The 20,656-nt window shown below is 71.3% G+C and carries 20 protein-coding genes and 3 pseudogenes; 11 read left to right on the forward strand and 12 right to left on the reverse strand.

What is annotated here, in order from left to right:
- Window positions 1-51: 51 nt before the first annotated feature.
- Window positions 52-933, reverse strand: a complete 882-nt coding sequence (locus ABZU52_RS16485; RefSeq protein WP_354971865.1) for a hypothetical protein — start codon at window positions 931-933, stop codon at window positions 52-54.
- Window positions 934-957: 24 nt separating this feature from the next.
- Window positions 958-1,479, reverse strand: coding sequence for a VOC family protein (locus tag ABZU52_RS16490; protein WP_354971866.1), 522 nt, complete (start codon window positions 1,477-1,479; stop codon window positions 958-960).
- Window positions 1,480-1,528: 49 nt separating this feature from the next.
- On the opposite strand from ABZU52_RS16490, the gene ABZU52_RS16495 reads away from it, so the two are divergent.
- Together ABZU52_RS16495 and ABZU52_RS16500 are read left to right on the forward strand one after the other, a co-directional pair.
- Window positions 1,529-1,990 (forward strand): MarR family transcriptional regulator, encoded by a 462-nt coding sequence (locus ABZU52_RS16495; RefSeq protein ID WP_354971901.1) that lies wholly within the window; start codon window positions 1,529-1,531, stop codon window positions 1,988-1,990.
- Window positions 1,991-2,047: 57 nt separating this feature from the next.
- Window positions 2,048-3,622, forward strand: coding sequence for a tetratricopeptide repeat protein (locus tag ABZU52_RS16500; RefSeq protein ID WP_354971867.1), 1,575 nt, complete (start codon window positions 2,048-2,050; stop codon window positions 3,620-3,622).
- A 316-nt stretch (window positions 3,623-3,938) separates the two neighbouring features.
- Here the strand turns inward: ABZU52_RS16500 and ABZU52_RS16505 are convergent.
- Both ABZU52_RS16505 and ABZU52_RS16510 read right to left on the reverse strand, forming a co-directional pair.
- Window positions 3,939-5,306, reverse strand: a pseudogene (locus tag ABZU52_RS16505) (ATP-binding protein); the annotation flags it as partial.
- A gap of 110 nt (window positions 5,307-5,416) precedes the next feature.
- Window positions 5,417-6,073 carry a response regulator transcription factor gene (locus ABZU52_RS16510; RefSeq protein WP_354971868.1) on the reverse strand — a complete coding sequence of 219 codons (657 nt, stop codon included), beginning with the start codon at window positions 6,071-6,073 and terminating at the stop codon, window positions 5,417-5,419.
- A gap of 95 nt (window positions 6,074-6,168) precedes the next feature.
- Here ABZU52_RS16510 and ABZU52_RS16515 point away from each other — a divergent pair, with 95 nt between their 5' ends.
- Entirely contained in the window at window positions 6,169-7,290 is a 1,122-nt protein-coding gene (locus ABZU52_RS16515; RefSeq protein WP_354971869.1) for a hypothetical protein, read from the forward strand.
- Between the two features lie 68 nt (window positions 7,291-7,358).
- Here ABZU52_RS16515 and ABZU52_RS16520 read toward each other — a convergent pair whose 3' ends face one another.
- Complete coding sequence (locus tag ABZU52_RS16520; protein ID WP_354971870.1) at window positions 7,359-7,985, reverse strand: SGNH/GDSL hydrolase family protein; 627 nt, start codon at window positions 7,983-7,985, stop codon at window positions 7,359-7,361.
- Window positions 7,986-8,131: 146 nt separating this feature from the next.
- On the opposite strand from ABZU52_RS16520, the gene ABZU52_RS16525 reads away from it, so the two are divergent.
- Window positions 8,132-10,426, forward strand: a complete 2,295-nt coding sequence (locus tag ABZU52_RS16525; RefSeq protein ID WP_354971871.1) for an ATP-binding domain-containing protein — start codon at window positions 8,132-8,134, stop codon at window positions 10,424-10,426.
- A gap of 104 nt (window positions 10,427-10,530) precedes the next feature.
- Here the strand turns inward: ABZU52_RS16525 and ABZU52_RS16530 are convergent, their stop codons facing one another.
- Complete coding sequence (locus tag ABZU52_RS16530) at window positions 10,531-10,953, reverse strand: hypothetical protein (protein WP_354971872.1); 423 nt, start codon at window positions 10,951-10,953, stop codon at window positions 10,531-10,533.
- Window positions 10,954-11,252: 299 nt separating this feature from the next.
- Between ABZU52_RS16530 and ABZU52_RS16535 the strand changes: the two are divergent.
- The 4 genes and pseudogenes from ABZU52_RS16535 to ABZU52_RS16550 form a co-directional block, all read left to right on the forward strand.
- Window positions 11,253-11,558 (forward strand): annotated as a pseudogene (locus tag ABZU52_RS16535) (glycerophosphodiester phosphodiesterase family protein); the annotation flags it as partial.
- Between the two features lie 187 nt (window positions 11,559-11,745).
- Window positions 11,746-11,994, forward strand: a pseudogene (locus tag ABZU52_RS16540) (glycerophosphodiester phosphodiesterase family protein); the annotation flags it as partial.
- 165 nt (window positions 11,995-12,159) lie between these two features.
- Window positions 12,160-12,417, forward strand: a complete 258-nt coding sequence (locus tag ABZU52_RS16545; protein ID WP_354971902.1) for a glycerophosphodiester phosphodiesterase family protein — start codon at window positions 12,160-12,162, stop codon at window positions 12,415-12,417.
- Window positions 12,418-12,689: 272 nt separating this feature from the next.
- Window positions 12,690-12,971 carry a hypothetical protein gene (locus tag ABZU52_RS16550; protein ID WP_354971903.1) on the forward strand — a complete coding sequence of 94 codons (282 nt, stop codon included), beginning with the start codon at window positions 12,690-12,692 and terminating at the stop codon, window positions 12,969-12,971.
- Window positions 12,972-13,038: 67 nt separating this feature from the next.
- Here ABZU52_RS16550 and ABZU52_RS16555 read toward each other — a convergent pair whose 3' ends face one another.
- The 3 genes from ABZU52_RS16555 to ABZU52_RS16565 all read right to left on the reverse strand — a co-directional run bounded on the left by ABZU52_RS16555 (window position 13,039) and on the right by ABZU52_RS16565 (window position 15,521).
- Window positions 13,039-13,989 carry a sporulation protein gene (locus tag ABZU52_RS16555; RefSeq protein ID WP_354971873.1) on the reverse strand — a complete coding sequence of 317 codons (951 nt, stop codon included), beginning with the start codon at window positions 13,987-13,989 and terminating at the stop codon, window positions 13,039-13,041.
- Between the two features lie 459 nt (window positions 13,990-14,448).
- A complete protein-coding gene (locus ABZU52_RS16560; RefSeq protein ID WP_354971874.1) occupies window positions 14,449-14,661 on the reverse strand; it encodes a DUF397 domain-containing protein in 213 nt (70 codons plus the stop codon).
- Entirely contained in the window at window positions 14,658-15,521 is an 864-nt protein-coding gene (locus ABZU52_RS16565) for a helix-turn-helix transcriptional regulator (RefSeq protein ID WP_354971875.1), read from the reverse strand. The genes ABZU52_RS16560 and ABZU52_RS16565 overlap by 4 nt, the downstream gene beginning before the upstream one ends.
- 329 nt (window positions 15,522-15,850) lie before the next feature.
- Here ABZU52_RS16565 and ABZU52_RS16570 point away from each other — a divergent pair, with 329 nt between their 5' ends.
- From ABZU52_RS16570 to ABZU52_RS16580, 3 genes are all read left to right on the forward strand, one after another.
- Complete coding sequence (locus tag ABZU52_RS16570; RefSeq protein ID WP_354971876.1) at window positions 15,851-16,123, forward strand: DivIVA domain-containing protein; 273 nt, start codon at window positions 15,851-15,853, stop codon at window positions 16,121-16,123.
- Between the two features lie 74 nt (window positions 16,124-16,197).
- The gene (locus tag ABZU52_RS16575) at window positions 16,198-16,440 is read left to right on the forward strand and encodes a hypothetical protein (RefSeq protein ID WP_354971904.1); all 243 of its coding nucleotides are present in this window, start codon (window positions 16,198-16,200) and stop codon (window positions 16,438-16,440) included.
- Between the two features lie 20 nt (window positions 16,441-16,460).
- A complete protein-coding gene (locus ABZU52_RS16580; protein ID WP_354971877.1) occupies window positions 16,461-17,000 on the forward strand; it encodes a hypothetical protein in 540 nt (179 codons plus the stop codon).
- Between the two features lie 43 nt (window positions 17,001-17,043).
- Here the strand turns inward: ABZU52_RS16580 and ABZU52_RS16585 are convergent, their stop codons facing one another.
- From ABZU52_RS16585 to ABZU52_RS16595, 3 genes are read right to left on the reverse strand one after another with little or no spacing between them, the layout of a single operon-like run.
- Window positions 17,044-17,532, reverse strand: a complete 489-nt coding sequence (locus ABZU52_RS16585) for a hypothetical protein (protein WP_354971878.1) — start codon at window positions 17,530-17,532, stop codon at window positions 17,044-17,046.
- Between the two features lie 38 nt (window positions 17,533-17,570).
- Window positions 17,571-18,347: a DeoR/GlpR family DNA-binding transcription regulator gene (locus ABZU52_RS16590; protein WP_354971879.1), complete on the reverse strand. Its 777-nt coding sequence runs from the start codon at window positions 18,345-18,347 to the stop codon at window positions 17,571-17,573.
- A gap of 1 nt (window position 18,348) precedes the next feature.
- Window positions 18,349-20,367 carry a beta-galactosidase gene (locus ABZU52_RS16595; RefSeq protein WP_354971880.1) on the reverse strand — a complete coding sequence of 673 codons (2,019 nt, stop codon included), beginning with the start codon at window positions 20,365-20,367 and terminating at the stop codon, window positions 18,349-18,351.
- Window positions 20,368-20,656: the final 289 nt, after the last annotated feature.

The following is a 20,656-nucleotide window of genomic DNA, read 5'->3' on the forward strand; positions in this document are numbered from 1 at the left end:
GCCGGTGATTCACCGGCACCCCGCTCGGCGTCCACCCCCTGAGGACGGGGGTCAGGGGGTTGCGGTGATGGTTTCGTCGCCGGCCAGGCGGCCCGTTTCGCGGGAGCGGCTCAGGGTCCCGGCGTCGAGCAGGGTGGTGAGGGCGCGGTTGGCGTCGCCGGCACGGTAGACGGTCGCGGTGAGGGCGTGGCGGCGCAGCTCGGTGACCTGTCGTGGCCCACCTCGGCGCAGCTCGGCCAGCAGCTCGTGGGCCAGCGGTTCGAGGTCGGGTTCGCTTACCACGTCGACAGTCGTGCCGGTCGGGTCGAGCGGGTCGCGGAAGCTCACGTCGAGGTCCGCGCCGACCGCCCAGAGCGCGTCACGGACCGCCTCCAGGCTCCGGTCGGAGCGGCTGCCGAACGCGATCACTCCGGTGGCCCCGCCGCCGGGCAGCACCGGTGCCACCTCGGCGACCAGGGGGAAGCCGGCGGAGACGAGCGCGTCTCGGGCGCTGTCGGCGGTGTGCAGCAGCAGCTCTCCGGTCCGGCCGTTGGCCGCGGCGGCAAGCAGCTTCGGTGTCACCGCGCCGGGCAGGTCCACGAAGGTGAACAGCGGCGCGCCGGCCGCCCCGGCGGCCTTCACCGCGACCGGCAGCCGGTACGGATCGCCGGGCAGCAGGTGGACGGTGACCTCGGCGGGCAGCTCCGCCTCGATCGGGCCGAGTCGGGCCGGTAGGTCGGCGGCCGCGGCCAGCACCAGCACCGTCAGCTGCCGACCGCGCACCTGGTCGCCGTGTGCGGCGACCAGGCGCAGCGCCGCCTCCACACTGTCCGCGTCGGCGCCCGCGAGGGCGACGGTGGCCCGCCGGGAGCGGTGCAGGGCCGCGGGCAGCCAGGTCGTCAACTGGCGGACCAGCAGCTTGCGGAGGAAATCAGTGGTCCGGTCGGTCGGCATCGGTCCGTTCTACCGTACGGGCGGTCAGGCCGGGACGGAGATCCCCACCCCGCCGCGGGTCTGCCCGCCGTAGCGCCGCCGCTCGGCGTCGAGGTCGAGCCGACCGATCTGCTTGCGGGCGGCCAGCGCGGCGTCGTCGAGCAGGTCGGCCGGGATCAGCCAGACCACCTCGAACTCCAGACCGTCCGGGTCCCTGCCGTAGAGGCTCTTGGTCGTGCCGTGGTCGGAGGTGCCAACCAGTGCGCCGGCCGCGACCAGCCGCTCGGCGGTGGCGGCAAGCTCGTCGAGCGTGTCCACCTCCCAGGCGAGGTGGTAGAGGCCGACGGTGGACCGGCCGGCGGTGGACCGGCCGGCGCCCGCGCCGATCTCGAAGAGGCCGAGGTCGTGGTCGTTGGTGGAGTCGGGGGCCTGGAGGAAGGTGGCGCCCCGGAAGCCGTCCGGGGTCATCGCCACCGGGCGGAAGCCCAGCACGTCGCGGTAGAACGCGACGCTGCGGGCGAGGTCACTGACGTAGAGGACCGCGTGGTTGAGCCGATGAATACCCATGACCCGAGGCTAGCGTGGTTTAGTTGAACATTCAACCATCGGGGGTATGATGGCGGTCATGACCCGCTGGCTGGACCCCGACGAGCAACGCACCTGGCGCGCGTACCTGGCCGCTTCCCGGGTGCTGATGGACACTCTCGACCGCGAGCTGCAGCGCGACGCGGGCATGCCGCACGCGTACTACGAGATCCTGGTCCAGCTCTCCGAGGCTCCCGGTCGCCAACTGCGGATGAGCCAGCTGGCCCAGGCGGCCGGGTCGTCCCGCAGCCGGCTCTCGCACGCGGTGGCTCGACTGGAGGCCGCCGGCTGGGTGCGCCGCGAGGACTGCCCCACCGACCGGCGCGGGCAGATCGCGCTGCTCACCGACGAGGGTTTCGCCACCCTCGCGGCCGCCGCACCCGGCCACGTCGAGGGGGTACGCCGACACCTGTTCGACGCGTTGAGCCCCGCCCAGGTCGATCAGCTGCGCCGAATCAGCGAGACCCTGGCCGAGCACCTGACCGGATCCTGACCAATCGACACCGGCGCGGGTCTTGTACTTACCGTCGTCGGATGAGCACGATGGGGCGTGTCTTCCGGTTTCGGTGAACTGACTGATCAGGCGCACCACCTCGTGTCCTCCGGCGATCTTGCCGGCGCACAGCAGCTGCTGTCCGACGCGCTCACCGACGCCGACCCCCGCCCGGCCAACGCCACCCCCGAGCTGGCCGAGGCGGCCAGCCTCCAGGCGCGGGTGCTGATCGCCCTCGGTGAGCCGCACTCGGCCCGAGGATGGGCCGCCTTCGCGTACGCGGCCACCACCCGCCTGCACGGTCGCGCCGACCCACGTACGGTGGCCGCCGCGGCGACGCTGGCCGCTGTGCTGCACCGGGTCGGCAGCCACTCCCGGGCCGCACGGCTCTACCAGGAAGTCATCATCGAGCTGACCGCGCAGGACGGCCCGGAGTCGCTGCGGGTGCTCGCCGCGCACGCCGACCTGGCCACCGTCGAGTACGCGCGCGGCCAGTGCACAGTGGCCCGCGACCGCCTCCAGGACGCCTGGGAGCTGCACCGCGAGGTGTACGGCGACGGGCACCCCAGCGGCATCAAGATGCTGGCGCGGCTCGGGGCGATGCAGCGCGACTGCGGGCAGTTCGCCGAGGCACACGACAACCTGGCGCTCGCCCGCGAGCTGTGCCGGCAGCACCTGCCCGCCGACGACCCGCTGGCCACCCAGGTGGCGGCACTGGCCCGGGCGGCGGCGAATCCCGACCACGCCTGCGCCGACAACCCACCCACGGCCCGGGACACGCCGGTCGTGCCGGCCGCCCGCGTCCCACCGCGCGGCGACGGGCCGGCCGAATCCGGCTACCACCCGCCGGCAGCCGCGGTCCACCAGGCCGGGGCGGTTCCGAACCCCCGGTTGCCCTCCGACGAAGCGGCCGGGTCGACGGGCGGCAGATGGCCGACCGAACCGGTGGACGAACCCTCGCCCCACCCCACCGACCCTCCGGTGCCCCCGTCGGTGGTCGGGCTGGTCGGCGGCACGGAAGAGCAGCCCGGGGTGTACCGGCTGCACCGACCCACCGACCCGTACCCGCCGGCCGATCCGTACGCGCCGGTCGAGCCGTACACGCCGTCGCGGCTGCTGCCGGTGCCCGTGCACCGCGCGCCGCCGGAGCAGCGCAACCGGCTGGTGCCGGTGCTGGTGGCCGGCGTGGTCGTGGTGCTCCTCGGCGCGGCAGCGGTGATCGCCGGGGTGGCCCGGGTCGACGGCGACGACGAGCCGACCCCGCGGCCGGCCAGCTCCTCCCCCACCGCTGGCGCGCCGGCCAGCTGCGCGCCCGCCCCCGGTGGCTCGGCACCCACGTCCGCTGCCGCCGCGGCGCCGCCCGGCACCCCACCCACCGCGGTGACCCTGCGCGACACCCGGGACAGCATCGCGCTGAACTGGACCTACCCGGCCGGCGGCGAGGGGCCGGTGGTCATCGCGGGCGGTCGCACCGGCCAAGCCCACAACATCTTCGCGACGCTGCCCGCCGGCACCACCAGCTTCGTGATCTACGCGCTCAACCGCACGAACGACTTCTGCTTCACCGTCGCCGTCGCCTGGTCCACCGACACCGTGGCCCGTTCCAAGCAGGTCTGCACCCGCCGCCGCTGACCCGCCAGCCACGCCCACCGCCCCGCCCCGCCGACCTCACTCAGCGTGGGCTCACCCCGCTGCCCAACCCGCCGTGACAGTCCTTGACGCGCCGTCACCCGCGACGCACCCCACCACACGTCAGACCCAGCCTTTGCTCTGCTTACCTATATGCGCCACTCGGCTGAGCAGCTGAAACGCTGCGGCCGCCGCTCGGAGCCGCGCCGCTGAACATCACGTCACGTAGCTGTCGCGCCCGCGGGTGCAGAGCAAAGGGTCATTGGGGGGCGGGTGGGGGTAGGGCGGCGTCACGGACCGTCAACCCTTGGCGGTCCGTTTCGGCCGCAAACGCCGGCAGCAGCAGGCACACCCGTAGCCCTTGATGCTCCGGCGCGTCCGTCAGGGCGATGCTGCCGCCCGCGCGTCGGACCAACTCCCGGACGATGGCCAGCCCCAGGCCGGCGCCCCCGTCGTCGCGGGCCCGGCCGCCATCCAGCCGGGTGAACCGATCGAAGACCCGCTCCCGGTCCGCCACCGGGATCCCCGGGCCGTCGTCGGTCACCGTCACCAGGTGGTACGCCCCGACGCCGGGCTCGACCGTCGCCCCCGCCGGCGTCGTGACCGTCGTCGTCGGCTCGGCTGCCAGCACGACACTGCCGTGTGCGTGCCGTACCGCGTTGTCCACCAGGTTGGTCAGCACCCGACGCAGCTCCTCGACGGTGCCGATCGTCCAGAGCGGGCCCGCCGGCAGCGTCACCCGCACCGGCGGCGACGGGTAGCGGGCGGCGACCTCGGTCAGCAACGCGCCCAGCTCCACCGGGCCGGTCCCCCGGGCCGGCGGGGTCTCGTCCAGACGGGCCAGCAGCAGGAGATCGTCGACCAGGCGGCTCAACCGGTCGGTGTCGGCGAGCAGATTGGCGGTCACCGCCGTCCAGTCGGTTCGGTCGGCCAGGCGCTGGGCCACCTCCAGCTCCGTCCGGATGTTTGTCAACGGGCTGCGCAGCTCGTGTGCGGCGTCGGAGACGAAGGCCCGCTGCCGGACGCGGGCCGACTCCAGCCGGTCCAGCATGCCGTTGAGGGTGACCGCCAGGCGGTGGATCTCGTCGGCCGACGCCGGCACCGGCAGTCGGCCGCCGCCGGCCCTCCCGGTGATCTCCTCGGCGCCTCGACGTAACGCCTCGACCGGCCGCAGGGTCGCGCCCACCACCCGCCACGCCACCCCGGCCAGCACCGCCACCAGCAGCGGGAACGCCACCAGCAGGATGGTCCGGACCACATGGGTGCTGTGCCGCACATCGGCCATCGACCGGGCGACCAGCACGGTGAGCGGGTCGGCCGCGGTGCCGGCGGGTACGGCGACCACGCGGACCGGGCCGGCCAGCCCCACCCGCTCGGCCGGCACCTCCAACCGCTGCCGGCCGTCGTGATCCAGTCGCTCGGGGCGGACCATCGTCACCAGACGGTCGGCGTCGATCGAGGCCGCCCTGACCCGCCCCTGCCCGTCGATGACCTGCACCCGGACCTGCCCACCGGCCACCGGCAGCGGGTCGGGCAGCGCGTCCTCGGCGGCCAGCAGGGCGACGGCGTCGGCGGTGCGGAACGCCTCGGTGTCCACCGTGCGCTGAAGCACGAAGCCGAGCGCGCCGAGCAGCACCACCCCACCCAGGGCCAGCCCGATGGTGAGGCCGAACACACCGAGCGCCATGAGTCGCCCGCGCAGCCCGAGGACCGGCATCCGGGTGGGCCTGGCCCGACGGGTGGGCCTGGCCCGACGGGTGGGTCTGGCCCGACGGGTGGGTGCCGGGCCGGCGGTGGTCACGTCGCCAACCGGTATCCGGCGCCTCGGACCGTCTCCAGCCGGTCCCGGCCGAGCTTGCGGCGCAGGTAGCCGACGTACACCTCGACGGCGTTCGGCGCGGTCTCCAGGCTCGCGTCCCAGACGTGGTCCAACAACTCGGTCTTGGAGATCACCTGGCCCGGCCGGCGCATCAGGTAGTCCAGCAGCGCGAACTCTCGCGCGGTCAGCGTCACCTCGGCGTCCGCCCGGGTCACCCGTCGGCGGGCCGGGTCCAGCCGCAGGTCATCAACCGCGAGCACGGTGGGGCGCTCCGGCGCGCCCCGACGCAGCAACGCCCGCAGCCGGGCCAGCAGCACCACGTACGAGAAGGGTTTGGTCAGGTAGTCGTCGGCGCCGCAGTCGAGGCCGTCGGCCTGGTCGTACTCGCCGTCCTTGGCGGAGAGCATCAGCACCGGCAACCAGTGCTGCTCCGCGCGCAGCCGCCGGACCAGCTCGTACCCGGAGAGGCCGGGCAGCATCACGTCGAGGATCATGGCGTCGTACCCGCCGTGTCGAGCCGCGTCCAGGCCGGCCGGGCCGGTCCCCGCAACGTCCACCGCGAACCCCTCCGCCTGGAGGCCGCGTTGCAGGGCAGCCGCCAACCGGGCCTCGTCCTCCACCACCAGCACCCGCACAGTCCAAGGGTGCCACCCGGGTCAATCGGCGCGGTTCGGTGTCCTCAGCGCGTTCACAGCACCGAGGGGGCAGGATGGCCGCAGGAGGTGCCACCATGTCCGTCCTGAGAAGCCGTCCCGTCCTGCGCTGGCTGGTCCCGGCCACCGCGGCCGTCGCCGTCATCGGCGGCGGCGCGGCGATCGGCACGTTCGCCGCCGAGGCCGAGCCGAGCCTGCCACCCCGTACCGCCGCTCAGCTCCTCGTCGACCTGCAGACGTCCCGGCTGGAGGGGTTGTCCGGGACCGTCGTGCAGCGCGCCGACCTCGGCCTGCCACCACTGGTCGGGCTGCTCCCCGGCAACGATCTGACCACCATGCTGACCGGCACGCACACCCTGCGGGTCTGGTACTCCGGGCCGGATCAGCAGCGGGTCGCGCTGCTGGACACCCTCGGCGAGCAGGACGTGATCCGCAACGGCCGGGACCTGTGGACCTGGCAGAGCCGCGGCAACACCGCCACCCACCGCACGCTGGGCGACGACGCCGGGGCCCGGAAGCCCGCCCCGGAACCGGCAGCGAGCCTGCCGGCCACCCCGCAGCAGGCCGCCGACCTGGCGTTGGGCGCGATCGACCCGAGCACCGAGGTCAGCGTCGGCCGTTCGGCCACCGTCGCCGGCCGGGACTCGTACGAGTTGGTGCTCCAGCCGCGCGACCGCGACTCTCTGGTGCACCAGCTGCGGATCGCCATCGACGCCAAGCAGCACGTGCCGCTGCGCTTCGAGGTGCTCGCGAAGGGCAGTGATCAGCCGGCGTTCGAGGTGGCGTTCACCGAGGTCGACTACCGCCGGCCGGACGCCGACCAGTTCACTTTCAACCCGCCGCCCGGCGTGACGGTCACCGAGGAGAAGGCCGAGCGGCCGACCGGCAAGCCGGGCCGGCCCGGCCACACCGAGCCGGGGGCCGACCCGCAGGTCCGCGCGGTGGGCGACGGCTGGACCACGGTGCTGGTCGCCCGCCTGGACGGGGCTGTCGGCGGCAAGCCCGCCGCGAAGCCGGCCGGCGCCGCACCGGACATGGACCTGTCGAAGCTGCTCGGCGGGCTACCCGCCGTCAGCGGCGACTGGGGCAGCGGGCGGCTCTTCAGCGCGAAGCTGTTCAGTGTGCTGCTCACCGACGACGGCCGGGTGCTGGCCGGAGCGGTGACGCCGGAGCGGCTCTACCAGGCCGCGCGCGGCTGATCTCCACGGTGTTCGCGCCGGGTCGACCTGACGGTCGGCCCGGCGCTTCGCTGCGCGCGAGGCCCGGGTCAGGAGACACCGAGGGCGCTGAGGTACGCGTCGGCGAGGACCGCGTGGCCGGGCAGGTGCGGGTGCACCCGGTCGTCGGCCCAGCGGGTCGCCGGACTAACCGCCAGCACCCGGTCGAACGCCGCCTGGTTCGGCACGTGCACCGCGTCGAACTCGGTGGCCAGCCCGGCCACGACGGCCGCGTACCGGTCGGTGTCGGCGCGTTGCGGGTCGGCGCGGTCGGCCTCGATGAGGAACGGGTCGCCGAGGATCAGTCGGCAGCCGGTGGCGGCGACCGCCCGACGCAGCAGGTCGCGCAGGGTGCGCTCGTACTCGTCGATGCCGACGGCCTCATCCGGCCGGTCACCGTAGCGCCGCCAGATGTCGTTGATGCCGATCAGCACCGCCAGCCAGTCGGGGCGTTCGGCGATGGCGTCGTCATCCCAGCGGGCGGCGAGGTCCCGCACCGTGTCGCCGCCCACACCCCGGTTGACCCAGGTCAGCTCCAGCTCCGGGTGCCGTGCGTCGACCAGGGCGCGCACCAGGCTCACATATCCGCTGCCGTACGGCGCGGCGACGTCGCGTCGACCACAATCGGTGATGCTGTCGCCGATGAAGACCACCCGTTGACCGGTCCGCAGGATCATCCGCCGCCACCTCGCGATCACCGGCGCGCCGGATGGCCGGCTTGGTAAGAGCCGGCGGAACGCGCTATCTTCAACAGTTCCAAGGGCACAAAAAAGAACGGCTGAAAGCCGTTCCTGCAAAGGATTCTAATCTTTAGGGAGACGGCTTGTCAAGGCACTCCGGCGGTTCCGGCGAATTGCCGCTCGACGACGAGATCGGTCGCGAGCAGGAGTACGTCTCGATGCTCTACAACCGGCTGGACGAGCTGCGTGAGCAGGCCGCCCACCGGCTCACCGCCGAACTTCACAACACCGGCGGCACCCTCCAGGACCGCTCACAGCGTGACAGCTCGGTAGCGATGTACGCCGATCAGGTCGAACAGTTCTCCGCCGTGGAGAACGGGCTCTGCTTCGGCCGTCTCGACGGCGACGACGACTCCCGCCGCTACATCGGCCGGATCGGCATCTTCGACACCACCGGCGACTACGACCCGCTGCTGATGGACTGGCGGGCCCCCGCCGCCCGCCCCTTCTACCTCGCCACCGCCGCCAACCCGCAGGGCGTACGCCGTCGCCGGCACCTGCGTACCCGGCAGCGCAAGGTGACCGGGCTCAACGACGAGGTGCTCGACATCGACACCGCCTCCCCCGGTGCCCACGAGGAGCTGACCGGTGAGGCGTCACTGCTCGCCGCGTTGAACGCGGGCCGTACCGGCCGGATGCGCGACATCGTCGAGACGATCCAGGCCGAACAGGACGAGGTCATCCGCGCGGAACTCCCGGGCGTGATGGTGGTCCAGGGCGGCCCCGGCACCGGCAAGACCGCTGTCGCGCTGCACCGGGCGGCGTACCTGCTCTACACGCACCGCCGGGAACTCTCCAGCCGTGGCGTGCTGCTGGTCGGCCCGAACGCGACCTTCCTGCGCTACATCTCCCAGGTGCTGCCGACGCTGGCCGAGACCGGTGTGCTGCTGCGTACCCAGGGTGATCTCTTTCCCGGGGTGAGCGCCCAACGGGGCGAGCCGGCCGAAACCGCGGCGCTCAAGGGCCGGGCGGTGCTGGCCGAGGTGTTGGCGCTGGCCGTACGGGACCGGCAGTGGGTGCCGGACGAGCCGCTGGAGATCGAGGTCGAGCGGGAGACGCTGACCCTCGACCCGGAGATCGTGCGCGCCGCCCGGGACCGGGTTCGCCGCGCCGACCGACCGCACAACCTGGCCCGTGCTCTGTTCGACGTGGAGATCGTGCACGCGCTCGCCGAGCAGGTGGCCGAGCGGATCGGCGCCGACCCGCTCGGCGGGGACAACCTCCTCGACGAGGCGGACCGGGCCGAGATCCGACGGGAGTTGCGCGAGGAGCCGGAGATCCAGGCCGCCCTCGACCAGTTGTGGCCGGTGCTCACCCCGCAGCGACTGCTCGCCGACCTGTACGCCGACCCGGACCGGATCGCCGCCGCCGCGCCGATGCTCAGCGAGGACGAGCGGGCGCTGCTGCGACGCGAACGCGGTGGCTGGACGCCGGCGGACGTCCCGCTGCTCGACGAGGCCGCCGAACTGCTCGGTGAGGACGAACGTGCCGCCGCCGCCCGGCGGGACCGCATCCGAATGATGGAACGGGAGTACGCCGAGGGTGTGCTGGAGATCGCCCGGGGTTCCCGCTCGATCGACGTCGAGGACGAGGCCGAGGGCGGTGAGATCCTCGGCGTGACCGACCTGATCGACGCGGATCGGCTGCTGGAGCGGCAGGAGGAGGCCGACCGGTTGACCACCGCGCAGCGGGCCGCCGCCGACCGCACCTGGGCGTTCGGCCATGTGATCATCGACGAAGCTCAAGAACTCAGCCCGATGGCGTGGCGACTGCTGATGCGTCGTTGTCCGAGCCGGTCGATGACGATCGTCGGGGATGTGGCCCAGACCGGCGCGCTCAGCGGTACGCGGTCCTGGGCGGACGCCCTCGCCCCGTACGTCGAGCAGCGCTGGCGGCTCACCGAGCTGACGGTCAGCTACCGCACCCCCGCCGAGATCATGGCGGTCGCCGCCGACGTACTGGCCGAGATCGACCCGGCGCTGCGGCCGCCGCGCTCGGTGCGGGAGAGCGGCGTACCCCCGTGGGACCGGACGGTGCCCGACGGGCGGTTGGCGGCGGAGCTGGTCGCCGAGGCCAGCCGGGAGGCGGCCGGGCTGACCGAGGGCCGGCTCGGGGTGCTCGTGCCGGCCGGCCGGGTGGGCGAGTTGGGCGCGGCGGTCACCGCCGCTCTGCCGGAGGCCGCCGTCGGCGAGCACCCGGAACTGGAGAGCCGGGTGGTGGTGCTGACCGTCGCGCAGGCCAAGGGGTTGGAGTTCGACTCGGTGCTGGTCGTCGACCCGGACCGGATGGTGGCCGAGTCGCCGCGCGGACGCAGCGACCTGTACGTGGCCCTGACCCGCGCCACCCAACGCCTGGGCATCCTGCGCACCCAGGCCTGACTCACGGCCTGACCCACTCGTCGATCATGAGGTTGACGTGGACTGTGATCTCCAACAGCCACGTCAACCTCATGATCACGCTGCCAAGGGGGGCGGCGGGCGGGTCAGTCGGTCCTTGATCTGTCTCTGGTGGACTTGGCTGGGCCGGTCGCGGACGTGGACTGGTCGCTGGTGCTGCCGCCCCTCGGGGTGCTCAGACCGCCGGTGGTGGCATCGCCGGTCGTGGTCGGGGCCACAGTGCCCGGGTGCCGCTCCGGCTGCCGGGCCACCCGGCGTACGCTCGCCGGTCCGGCGTTGCCGCCGGTGGTGGTCACCGCGCCCTGCCCGCCGACGGGACCACCGTCGTGCAGCACCCGCGGGTCGATCCGTTCGTTCGCCGGGTCGAGCGGGTCCTCGCGCTGGATCTGGCTCTCCACGTCGGTGCGGGGCAGCGTCACCTCGTCGAGGGCGCCCTTGCCGTACACGCCGCCGGCGATCCGATCCTCGGCCTCGCGGGCGGCGTCCTGCCGCATGTCGTCCTCACGCACGTCCATCACCTCGCAGAAGCTGTGGAATTGACTGCGTGCCCGGCCACCGGCCGACCAAACCCGGCGTGACCGGGAGGTCGTCCACGGCGGTTCACCGTCACGCCGCCCGCTGGCCGCCTGCCCGCAGCCCGAGATGTCCATGCTGTCCGACGACCGGTGGGAGATGCCCGCCGGCAGGAGGGGATGACAGCGTGCGCACAGTACGCCGTACCGCCGTCGCGGCCCTGGTGGCCGCGACGGTGACGACCGGGCTCGCGGTGCCCGCCCAGGCGAAGCCGCGGCCGGACCGGACATTCGACGTGCAGGCCCACCGGGGCGGCCTCGGGCTGCGGGTGGAGAACACCCTCGCCTCCTTCGGCAACGCCCTCCAGCTCGGGGTGACCACTCTGGAACTGGACGTGCAGATCACCGAGGACGGCCAGGCCGTCGTCACCCACGACCGGAAGGTCACCGGCACCAAGTGCGTCGACACCACCCCGGTGACGCCCGGTGACCCGGAGTTCCCGTACGTCGGTAAGTACATCAACACGCTCAGCCTGGCCCAGGTGCGCACGCTCGACTGCGGCTCGAAGACGCTGGCGGACAAGCCCGGCCAGCTCGCCGTCCCGGGTGCCCGGATGCCGCTGCTGCGTGAGGTTTTCGCGCTGGTCAACCGCTACCGGGCGAAGGACGTGAAGCTCAACGTCGAGACCAAGGTCGAGGCGGGCGCGCCGACCGAGACCGCGCCCCGCGAGCAGTTCGTCCGGGTCACCGCGGCCGAGATCCGCGCCGCCGGGCTGCTCAAGCCCCGGTGCCCGGATCCCCACCCTGGACGAGGTATTCGCCCTGGTGAAGGCGAGTGGCCGCACCGACATCGGCATGAACATCGAGACGAAGATCAGCCCGGTGGTGAACGACACCGAGCCGTACCGCAGCTTCACCCGCAAGCTCGTCGACGCGATCCAGCGGGCCGGCTTCACCAGCCGGGCCACCATCCAGTCGTTCGACTGGCGCACCATCACGTACGCCCGGCAGCTCGACCGGCGGATCGGCACTGTCGGTCTGGTCTGGCAGTACGGTCCGACCGAGTGCGCGTCCCTCGCGGATGAGTGCTCGCTGGAGGCGGTGTACGGCAACCCGTCGGTGAAGAGCCCGTGGACCGGCGGACTGGACTGGTGGAAGTACCAGGACCTGGGCAAGCTGACCCGGGCCGCGGGCGCTGGCACGGTGTCCGCCAACTGGCAGGTACACGACCCGAAGCAGGGCACTGTCGCCTCGACCGACTGGTACCTGCGGGAGAACCCGGCATACTTCCACGGACCGGACGTCCGGACCCTGCAGACGCGGGACAGCCTGAAGGTGATCCCGTACACCGCCGATGACGCGGCGGTGATGCAGCGGGTCATCGACCTTGGCGTCGACGGCATCATCACCGACGACCCGGGCCTTCTGGTGAGCGTGGCGATCCGCAACGGCCTGCGCTGACCCGCTCGACCATCCGATCGCCGGCCGGATTTTTCCGGCCGGCGATCGGTGTTACCTGCTCCGGGGCCTCGGGTAGTCGGTGGGTGTCCCCGCCACGAAAGCGAACCGTGCCGTGGCCGAAACGCGGTAGCGGGGCGAGGGAATGCAGGTACGACTCATCGCATCCTGAGGAGGACCAGATGAGCACGCAGGCTGCTTCCACCCGGCCGATGAACCGGCCCATGAACGACCCGCAGAACCCCGCCATGATGCGGGACATGCAAACCCAGCAGATGCCGTCCATGCGGGACGGCCATCGAGAACCGATGCCGTCGCCGGGTACGGAGACCAAGCAGGCGTTCCTGACGACGGAATTCTGGGTCTACGCCGCGGCGGTCGCGCTCTTGGTGATCTCCGCTTTCTGGAAGGGCACCACCGCCAACGGCCTGAACATCAACGACCCGAACCGGGCGTGGCTGTTCCTGACCATCCTGACTGGTGGTTACCTGGTCAGCCGTGGTCTGTCGAAGGCCGGCACCGCGCGCCGGTCCGGCAGTGAGCGCAGCATGCACTGACGCGTCACGAGTACACAATGGCCTCCGGGATTACTCCCGGAGGCCACTGGCGTCGTGTGTGGACCGGCTACTCGTCGCCACCGAAGTCGCCGAAGTCCCCCTCGAACGCATCCTCGATCATCTCGCCGGCGATCATCCCGCCGGCGACACCGAGCGCCGCCCCGGCCACCATGCCACCCATGCCCATGCCGCCCCGGCCGTGACCGTGGCCATGGGTCGGGCCGTACTGCGAACGCAGGCTGCCGTAGCGGGACGTGGTCGCGCGGAGCCAACCATCGACGACCTGCGCCCAGTCCACCCGGTCAGCGTCGGTGTGCGCCACCTGGTAGCGGCCGAACGCGTCGTGCCCGGCGCTGAGGAACCCGCCACGCTTGTCGCACTCCAGGATGACCTCGACACCGCGCTGGTTGGTCACGAAGGTCACCTCGACCTCGTTGATCGTGCTCGCGTACTGCGGTGCGGCGAAGAACTCGATCTCCTGGTAGAACGGCAGCGTCTGCTGCACGCCCCGGATGTGACCACGCTCCAGGTCGGCGTGCTTGAACCGGAAGCCGAGCCGCTGGAACGCCTCCAGGATCCGCTCGTGCACCGGCAGCGGGTGCACCGCCACCTGGTCCAGGTCGCTCTTGTCCACCGCGCGGGCGATCGCCAACTCGGTACGCAGGCCCATCGTCATGCCGTGCAGACGCTGGCCGTACACGTCGGTGATCGGGGTCTCCCACGGCACCGGCAGCTGGAACGGGATCGAGAGCTGCTGCTTCGGGGCGAGGACGAGCGACCCGCTGACCGCCATCCGGTGAAACTCCATCATGCCCGCGTACTCGGTGTCGTGTCCTTCGACCTCGACCCGGGTGACCAGGCCGATCACCACCTGCTCGATGGCCGCCTCAGCGTCGCCACCGACGAGGTTGACCTGCCCGTCAAGGGTCAGGCCGGGCCGGGTGTTGGGGTTGGTCAGCACGGTGTCCACGCTGGGACCGCCCACACCGAACGCGCTCAACATCTTCTTGAAGACCATCGAAACTCCCGTGCGACAGCCGACCGATCCAGGATGGAGTCGGACGTTCACTCACCGCGCACCCTATCCAGCACCCCTGTGAGGTGGCTGTGAAGCGCCCGCGCCGACGCCGCTCGCCTCAGCGCTGACTCGGCGCCGCTCGATGCCCGCCGCCCGTTCAGCGTCAGCGGCGGGGCGGATGTTCGTCGACGAGCCTTTGGAGCTGATGTCGCAAACGAATCAAGCGTTCGGCCTTCCGCTGCACAGCCCACCAGCCTGGCGACTGGTCAGAGCGTCGACGGTGACGCGGACCGCCGAACGCAGCCCGGACCGAACTTCCGCACTGCCGCACTGCCGCACTGCCGCACTGCCGCACGCCGAGTGTGGCACCAGCGGAGGTGATCGACTCGGGTTCACGGAAGTCGGGGTGTCCTGGTCGCGGTGACACCCCGACTTCCTGCAACCCGAGTGGATCACGCATCAGGGCGCGAAATCGCCGTCCTTCACCCCGTTGACGAAGGCCATCCAGCCGCCAGCGGGGTAGACGAGGGTCGCTGCCGCGCGATCCTTGCTGTCGCGCACCGCCACTCGACCGGAACCGTCCAAGGCCGGCCCCGCCTCGACACAGCTACCGCCGTTGCTGTCACTTCTGCTGCTGATGTGCCAAGCAACGTCAAACATGCTCTCGCTCATGACAAATCCTCCGCGATGCTCGTGATCAACTTCGTTGACTCGCTCTCGCTGAGCGCAGATTCCAGCAGACGACCATAGGCGCGAACGAAGCGCTCAGCCTTGGGCGACTCCAGGTAGAGCCGCCCTCCCAAGGACTCCACGTAGGCAACCGCAGGATACGGCTCTGGCAGACGGAATATCCAGAACGTACCGTCGAGCCCTTGGTGCAGGGCCATGCCGAACGGCATGACTCTGATTGCCACGTTGCCCAGTCGCTGCGCCTGCGAGAGGTGCTGTAGCTGTCGGCGCCACACCTCCGGCCCGCCGACCATCCTCCGCAGCGCAGCTTCGTCGATCACCGTAGAAATCATGAGTGGGCGGCGTCGCGTCAGTACCTCTTGGCGGGTCATCCGAAGCGCGACCCAGCGATTGATCGTCGCTTCGGTAACCCCCGGTTCTGCCGCATTGCGAATCACGGCCTCGGCGTATTCACGGGTCTGAAGCAGCCCCGGCACCAGGGTGAGGTGAAAGCAGCAGACCTGCTCCGCGCGACCTTCCAGCCAGGGATATTCGATGAAGGACGCGTCCACGACGTCGCCGTAGTCTTCGTCCCACCGGTCGGTGCGCCAGACCTCCTCGGCAAGCGCCAGCAGGCGAGCCCGCTCGGCCGCGTGGTGAAATCCGTAGAGATCCAGCAGCGCGATCACATCACCCTTGCGGATCGGCCAGTCCGCGCGTTCGTACCGACCAAGCGCGGACATGTCGCGTTGCAGATGCTCGGCGACCAACTTCAGGGTCATCCCCCGTTCCTCCCGCAGGGTCCGCAATTGCTGACCCAGCCATTGCGCACGCAGGGTCCGGATGAACGGCTTGTACGGCATGGTCCACCTCTCAATTCGTTGGCGACGCCCGCGTAGGAACCATTGCTCCAGTTCCGAGCGACTGGAAACGTGGCCTGCGGGTGAGGGTGATCGCCGGCCCCCGGGAACTCCCGGTGCAAACACGGCAACCGCGGCTGTGCCAACAGCCGAGAAGGTGACGAGAGACGGCCTCGCGAGTGGCAGGCGCATACCGGCTCTCGTCGGGTCTCAACTAGAGCGTCGGGATGTGCGAATCCCGGCTCCGAACCGACGTGACGAATAACTACCACGGCAAAGGGCGCCTTCGCGACCCTGACCCGCCCATCTGTCGACGACACGCGAGGTGATGAATGACCCGAGGCACTCTCTACGACGGCACGCTCCACGGCGGCGCTCGGTTGGCCCGGCTGCACCCGAGCCAGGTCCGCGACCGGCAGTTCACCGTCGTCGGTTTCGGCCGACGAGGCCTGGATCCCAGGGAGGTACGGCGGTTCCTGCACCGCGTCGCGCTCGACCTGGCGACGCTGCACCACGATGTGGCTCGGCTCAGCGAGGAGAACGCTCGCGTCAAGCGCGCCCTGCGCGATTGGCAGAGCGCCTGGTCCGAGCGGCGTCAGCCGTGAGCCCGGGATGGGAGCACCAGTACAGCGGGCTTTTCACGCCGTTGCCGCGCTTCGCCGTCGAGGCGTGCACGGAGATGCCTCGCTATGTGATCCACCTGCCGGTGGCGATCACCGACTTGGCCGAGGCACTGGACCTGGCGCGGACACTCGCCCTTTCCCTGGCCTCCACGCCGCAGGTCGACCTCGGCGGCACCACCGTGTCGGCCGAGGACGCGCAGCACGTACGACATTGGGTTTTCTGCGACCGGGTCATGCCCGATCGCCGGCGATGCGCGCGGGAGGCCGACCATGCCGGCGCCTGCCTGCCTGCCGGATAGACTGATCTACGATCTGGGCGATGACGACGGGAAGACGGGCACGTCCGGCCGTGCTGGCTGCGGCGGCAGGGCTGGTGCTGGTGCTGGTGCTGGCGGGATGCAACACGGCTGCCGTGGACGAGACGCGTGGATGCCAGGAGCAACGACAGGCCGACGAGGCGAAGGTACGGGTCAGCCGCTGGGAGTCGCCGGAGGACCTTCCGCATGTCGGTGAGTATTCGGAGATTCACTGGCAGGCGCGCGCGTTGGGCAATCCGTGCTCACGGGCGCCGGGCCCGACAGACTGGGAGTACCAGGGCGTCATCGTCCTGCGTCCGGAGGACGCGCACAGGTTGGCCGAGCAGTTCGCGTTCGTTCCGTTCGCATCCATCGACCCGGCTGAGCTGCTCCACTCGCACACGCCGACGGACGTGCGGCCGGACCTCGTGCCGTTCCTTCCGGCCAAGCCTCGCTGGCTGCACAGTCAGACCTACAACGAGACACTGCCGTCGGCAGTTTGGCGGGTGGTGTTCCTGGACCTGGAGCATCAAACGCTCCTGTTCATGCTGAACGACCACTAGCGCCGGTAGAGGGGAGCGCGACAAGGCCGGTGCTCGGCCGCTGTCAGGCGGACGTGGCGCTCGACTCGGCCGGCGCGCTCGGCGCCGACCTCGGCGCCCTGACCGTCGCGGTGATCAAGCAGGCGAGCGCGGCCAGCAGCGCCACGAGGCCGGCGGGGACCAGACCCCAGGGCAGGGCACGCGGCGACAACGTCCATGCCTGCCGGGTGTCGGCGAGTACGCGTGGCTGTCGAGCCGAGGCCGGGACGGCCACCTCCCACTCGTACGCACTGTTGGGCTCGTCGTCGATGACCTTCCAGGACTCCTGGACGTCCACGCCGTGGATCGGCCCCTGCCGCCCGCGTCCGCCGCGGGTCCAGTTGCCGACGCAGCGGCTGTGCATGGCCTCCAGCCGATCGTGGGTCACATAGCAGTGATCGACTGTCGCCCGGGTCTGGTCGGCGGGCCACGAGCCGGCCACCCAACTCAGCATCCCGACGAGGGCCAGGCCCACGACGACGATCGCCGCCCACCGCACCTTGACCGCGTGCATGCCGTGCTCCTCTCACTCGAGACGCATGGTCCACGCCACTAATCGGGTTCCACGATCACCAGTTCGCCGACCTGCTCGCCGATCGTGGTGCGCGCCTCGGTCGGCAGCCCACGGTCGGTGATCAGCACGTCGGCGGCTTCCAGTGGGGCGATGGTGGCGATGCCGATCGTCTCCCACTTGGTGTGGTCGGCGAGCACCACGAGTCGACGGGCCGCGCCGATGAGGCACCTGTTGACTCCGGCCTCCAGCAGGTTGGGCGTGGTGAAACCGGTCCGTGGGCTGAGGCCGTGCACACCGAGGAACAGCAGGTCGACGTTGAGCGCGCTGATCGCCGCCTCGGCCACCGGCCCGGTCAACGCGTCCGACGGGGTGCGGATGCCACCGGTCAACACGACGGTCTGGTCGGCGCGCGGGTTCTGGTAGAGCGCGTCGGCCACCGGGATCGAGTTGGTCACCACGGTCAGCCCGCGTACGTCGGAGAGGAGCGTGGCCAGCGCGGCGGTGGTGGTGCCGGCGGAGAGCGCGATGGCCATCCCCGGCTCCACCATCCGCGCCGCCCGCTCGGCGATGGCCCGCTTCTCCGCCTGCTGGCGGATCGACTTCGCCGCGAAACCGGGCTCCTCGGCGGAGCCCGGCCCGGCGAGGGTCGCCCCACCGTGCACCTTGTCGACCAGGCCGCGCTCGGCCAACACCTCCAGGTCACGCCGGATCGTCATGTCGGACACGCCGAACCGGCTGACCAGGTGGCTCACCCGCACCCCGCCACGTTGACGGATCAGATCGAGGATGGCGGTCTGCCGCTGCTGGGCGAGCAACTCAGGGACCCTCCTTCACAGTGGAGGCATCGGCCCGGTCCTCCCGGACGACGGCCACCTCACCGGCCGACACCGTCAGCTCACCGGCACATGGTGCGCCGGTCAGCAGGTCGACGCCGTGCGCCGGCAGGCGTACCTCGGTGTCGGTGTGATTGATCGCGAACAGCCAGGTCCGGTCGCCGTCGCGGCGGCGGACCACCTCCACCCCGGACGGCGCCGGCGCCGCCGGGCGGACGCCGGCCTCGGCGAGCAGCCGGGCGACGAGCCGATCGGTGGCCGGCTCGTCCAGCCGGGTGCCGACGTACCAGGCGGCGCCGTCGCCCACCCGGTGCCGGGTCAGCGCCGGCACGCCCGGCAAGGGCCCATCGGTGTACGACGCGAGCACCTCGGCGCCGTCCGGGTGCAGCCACTCGGTCCACACATCGGCGGTGCTGCCGTCGTCCAGTCCGACCCGCTCACCCTCGCGCAGTGGGAAAAACTCCTCGGTCCGGACGCCGAGCAGGTCCCGGAACGCGCCCGGGTAGCCGCCCAGCCGAATGTGGTCGTTGGCGTCGACGATGCCGCTGAAGTAGGTGACCGCCGCCGTGCCGCCGGCCTCGACGTACCGGTGCAGCGCGTCGACGTCGGCGTCCCGGACCAGGTAGAGGGTCGGCACCAGGACCAGCCGGTAGCCGCTGAGGTCGGCCGACGGGTGAACGATGTCGGCGGTCACGCCGGCCCGCCAGAGCGAGCCGTACAGGGCGTTCAGCCGATCGGCGTAGGTGACGTCGACGCTCGGGTGGGAATCCAACTCGACGCCCCACCACGCCTCCCAGTCGAACAGGATCGCCACGTCGGCGTCCACCCGACTACCGCGTACCTCGGCGAGGGCCTTGAGGTCCGCGCCGAGCTGGCAGACCTCGCGGAACACAGTGGTGTCCGGCCCGGCGTGCGGTACCAGCGCGGAGTGGAACTTCTCCGCGCCGGCCCGGGAGGCACGCCACTGGAAGAAGAGCACCCCGTCGGCGCCGCGGGCGACGTGCGCGAGGCTGTTGCGGCGCAGCTGCCCGGGCAGCTTGGCCACGTTGCGCGGCTGCCAGTTGACCGCGCTGGTGGAGTGCTCCATCAGCAACCACGGGTCGCCGCCGGCGACGCCCCGGGTGTGATCGGCGGCGAGCGCCAGGCCGAGGTGCGCCTGCGGGTCGGCCGCAGTCAGGTAGTGGTCGTTGGAGACCAGGTCGACGTCGGACACCCAGGAGTGGTAGTCCATGTGCTTGACGCCCAGGCCGATCATGAAGTTGGTGGTGATCGGCTGCCGGACCAGCGTCCGCAGCACCTCGCGCTCGGCGCGCAGTTGGGCGCGCTGCTCGTCGGAGGAGAACCGCAGAAAGTCCAACTGCTGCGTGGGGTTGGCGAAGGTCGGCGCGGTACGCGGTGGGTTGATCTCGGCCCAGTCGCCGTAGCGCTGGCTCCAGAACGCGGTGCCCCAGGCGTCGTTGAGCCGGTCCAGGTCGCCGTAGCGCTCGCGCAGCCAAACGCGGAACGCCTCGGCGCTGACGTCGCAGTAGCAGTGCACGTTGTGGCAGCCCAGCTCATTGGAGACATGCCACATGACCACGGCGGGGTGCTCGGCGTACCGGCCGGCGACCGCGCGCACCAGCTCCAGCGACCGTTCGCGGAACACCGGTGAGCTGGGGCAGTACGCCTGCCGTCCGCCCGGCCAGAGAATCGCGCCGTCGGCCCGGCGGGGCAGCGTCTCCGGGTACGCGCGGGCCAGCCACGGCGGCGGACTCGCGGTGGCGGTGGCCAGGTCGACCTGGATGCCGCCGTCGTGCAGCAGGTCCAGCACCCGGTCCAGCCAGCCGAACTCGAACCGCCCCGGGGTGGGCTCCAGCAGCGCCCAGGAGAAGATGCCGACGGAGACCAGGTTGACCCCGGCCTGCCGCATCAGGTCGACGTCCTGCGACCAGGTTTCCTCGGGCCACTGCTCGGGGTTGTAGTCGCCGCCGAAATAGATGCTGTCACCCTGCCATCGCCGCATGACAGCTGAGGGTGCACCCGCTGGCCCACGGAAGTCAACAGGTTCCAACATCGAGCTTCTTTTCCTATGTTTACCAGGTAACGGCCGTATCACGACTGGGTTATCAGAGGCGAACAGCCCCCTTGACAGCGCTCGACTGAAGGGTAGCTTGAGGCCCCAATGGCCGTTCGTGTTCGCCAATGTGGATTCTCGGTGGATCTCAATGTGTGATCACGACGCCGGACCGGCCTTCACCACCCTGACGGCCCTTGGGCGTAGCACCTCTTCATCCGCAGGAGGCACAGATGTC

It is taken from the genome of Micromonospora sp. NPDC005220, assembly GCF_040607895.1.
Taxonomy (GTDB): domain Bacteria; phylum Actinomycetota; class Actinomycetes; order Mycobacteriales; family Micromonosporaceae; genus Micromonospora.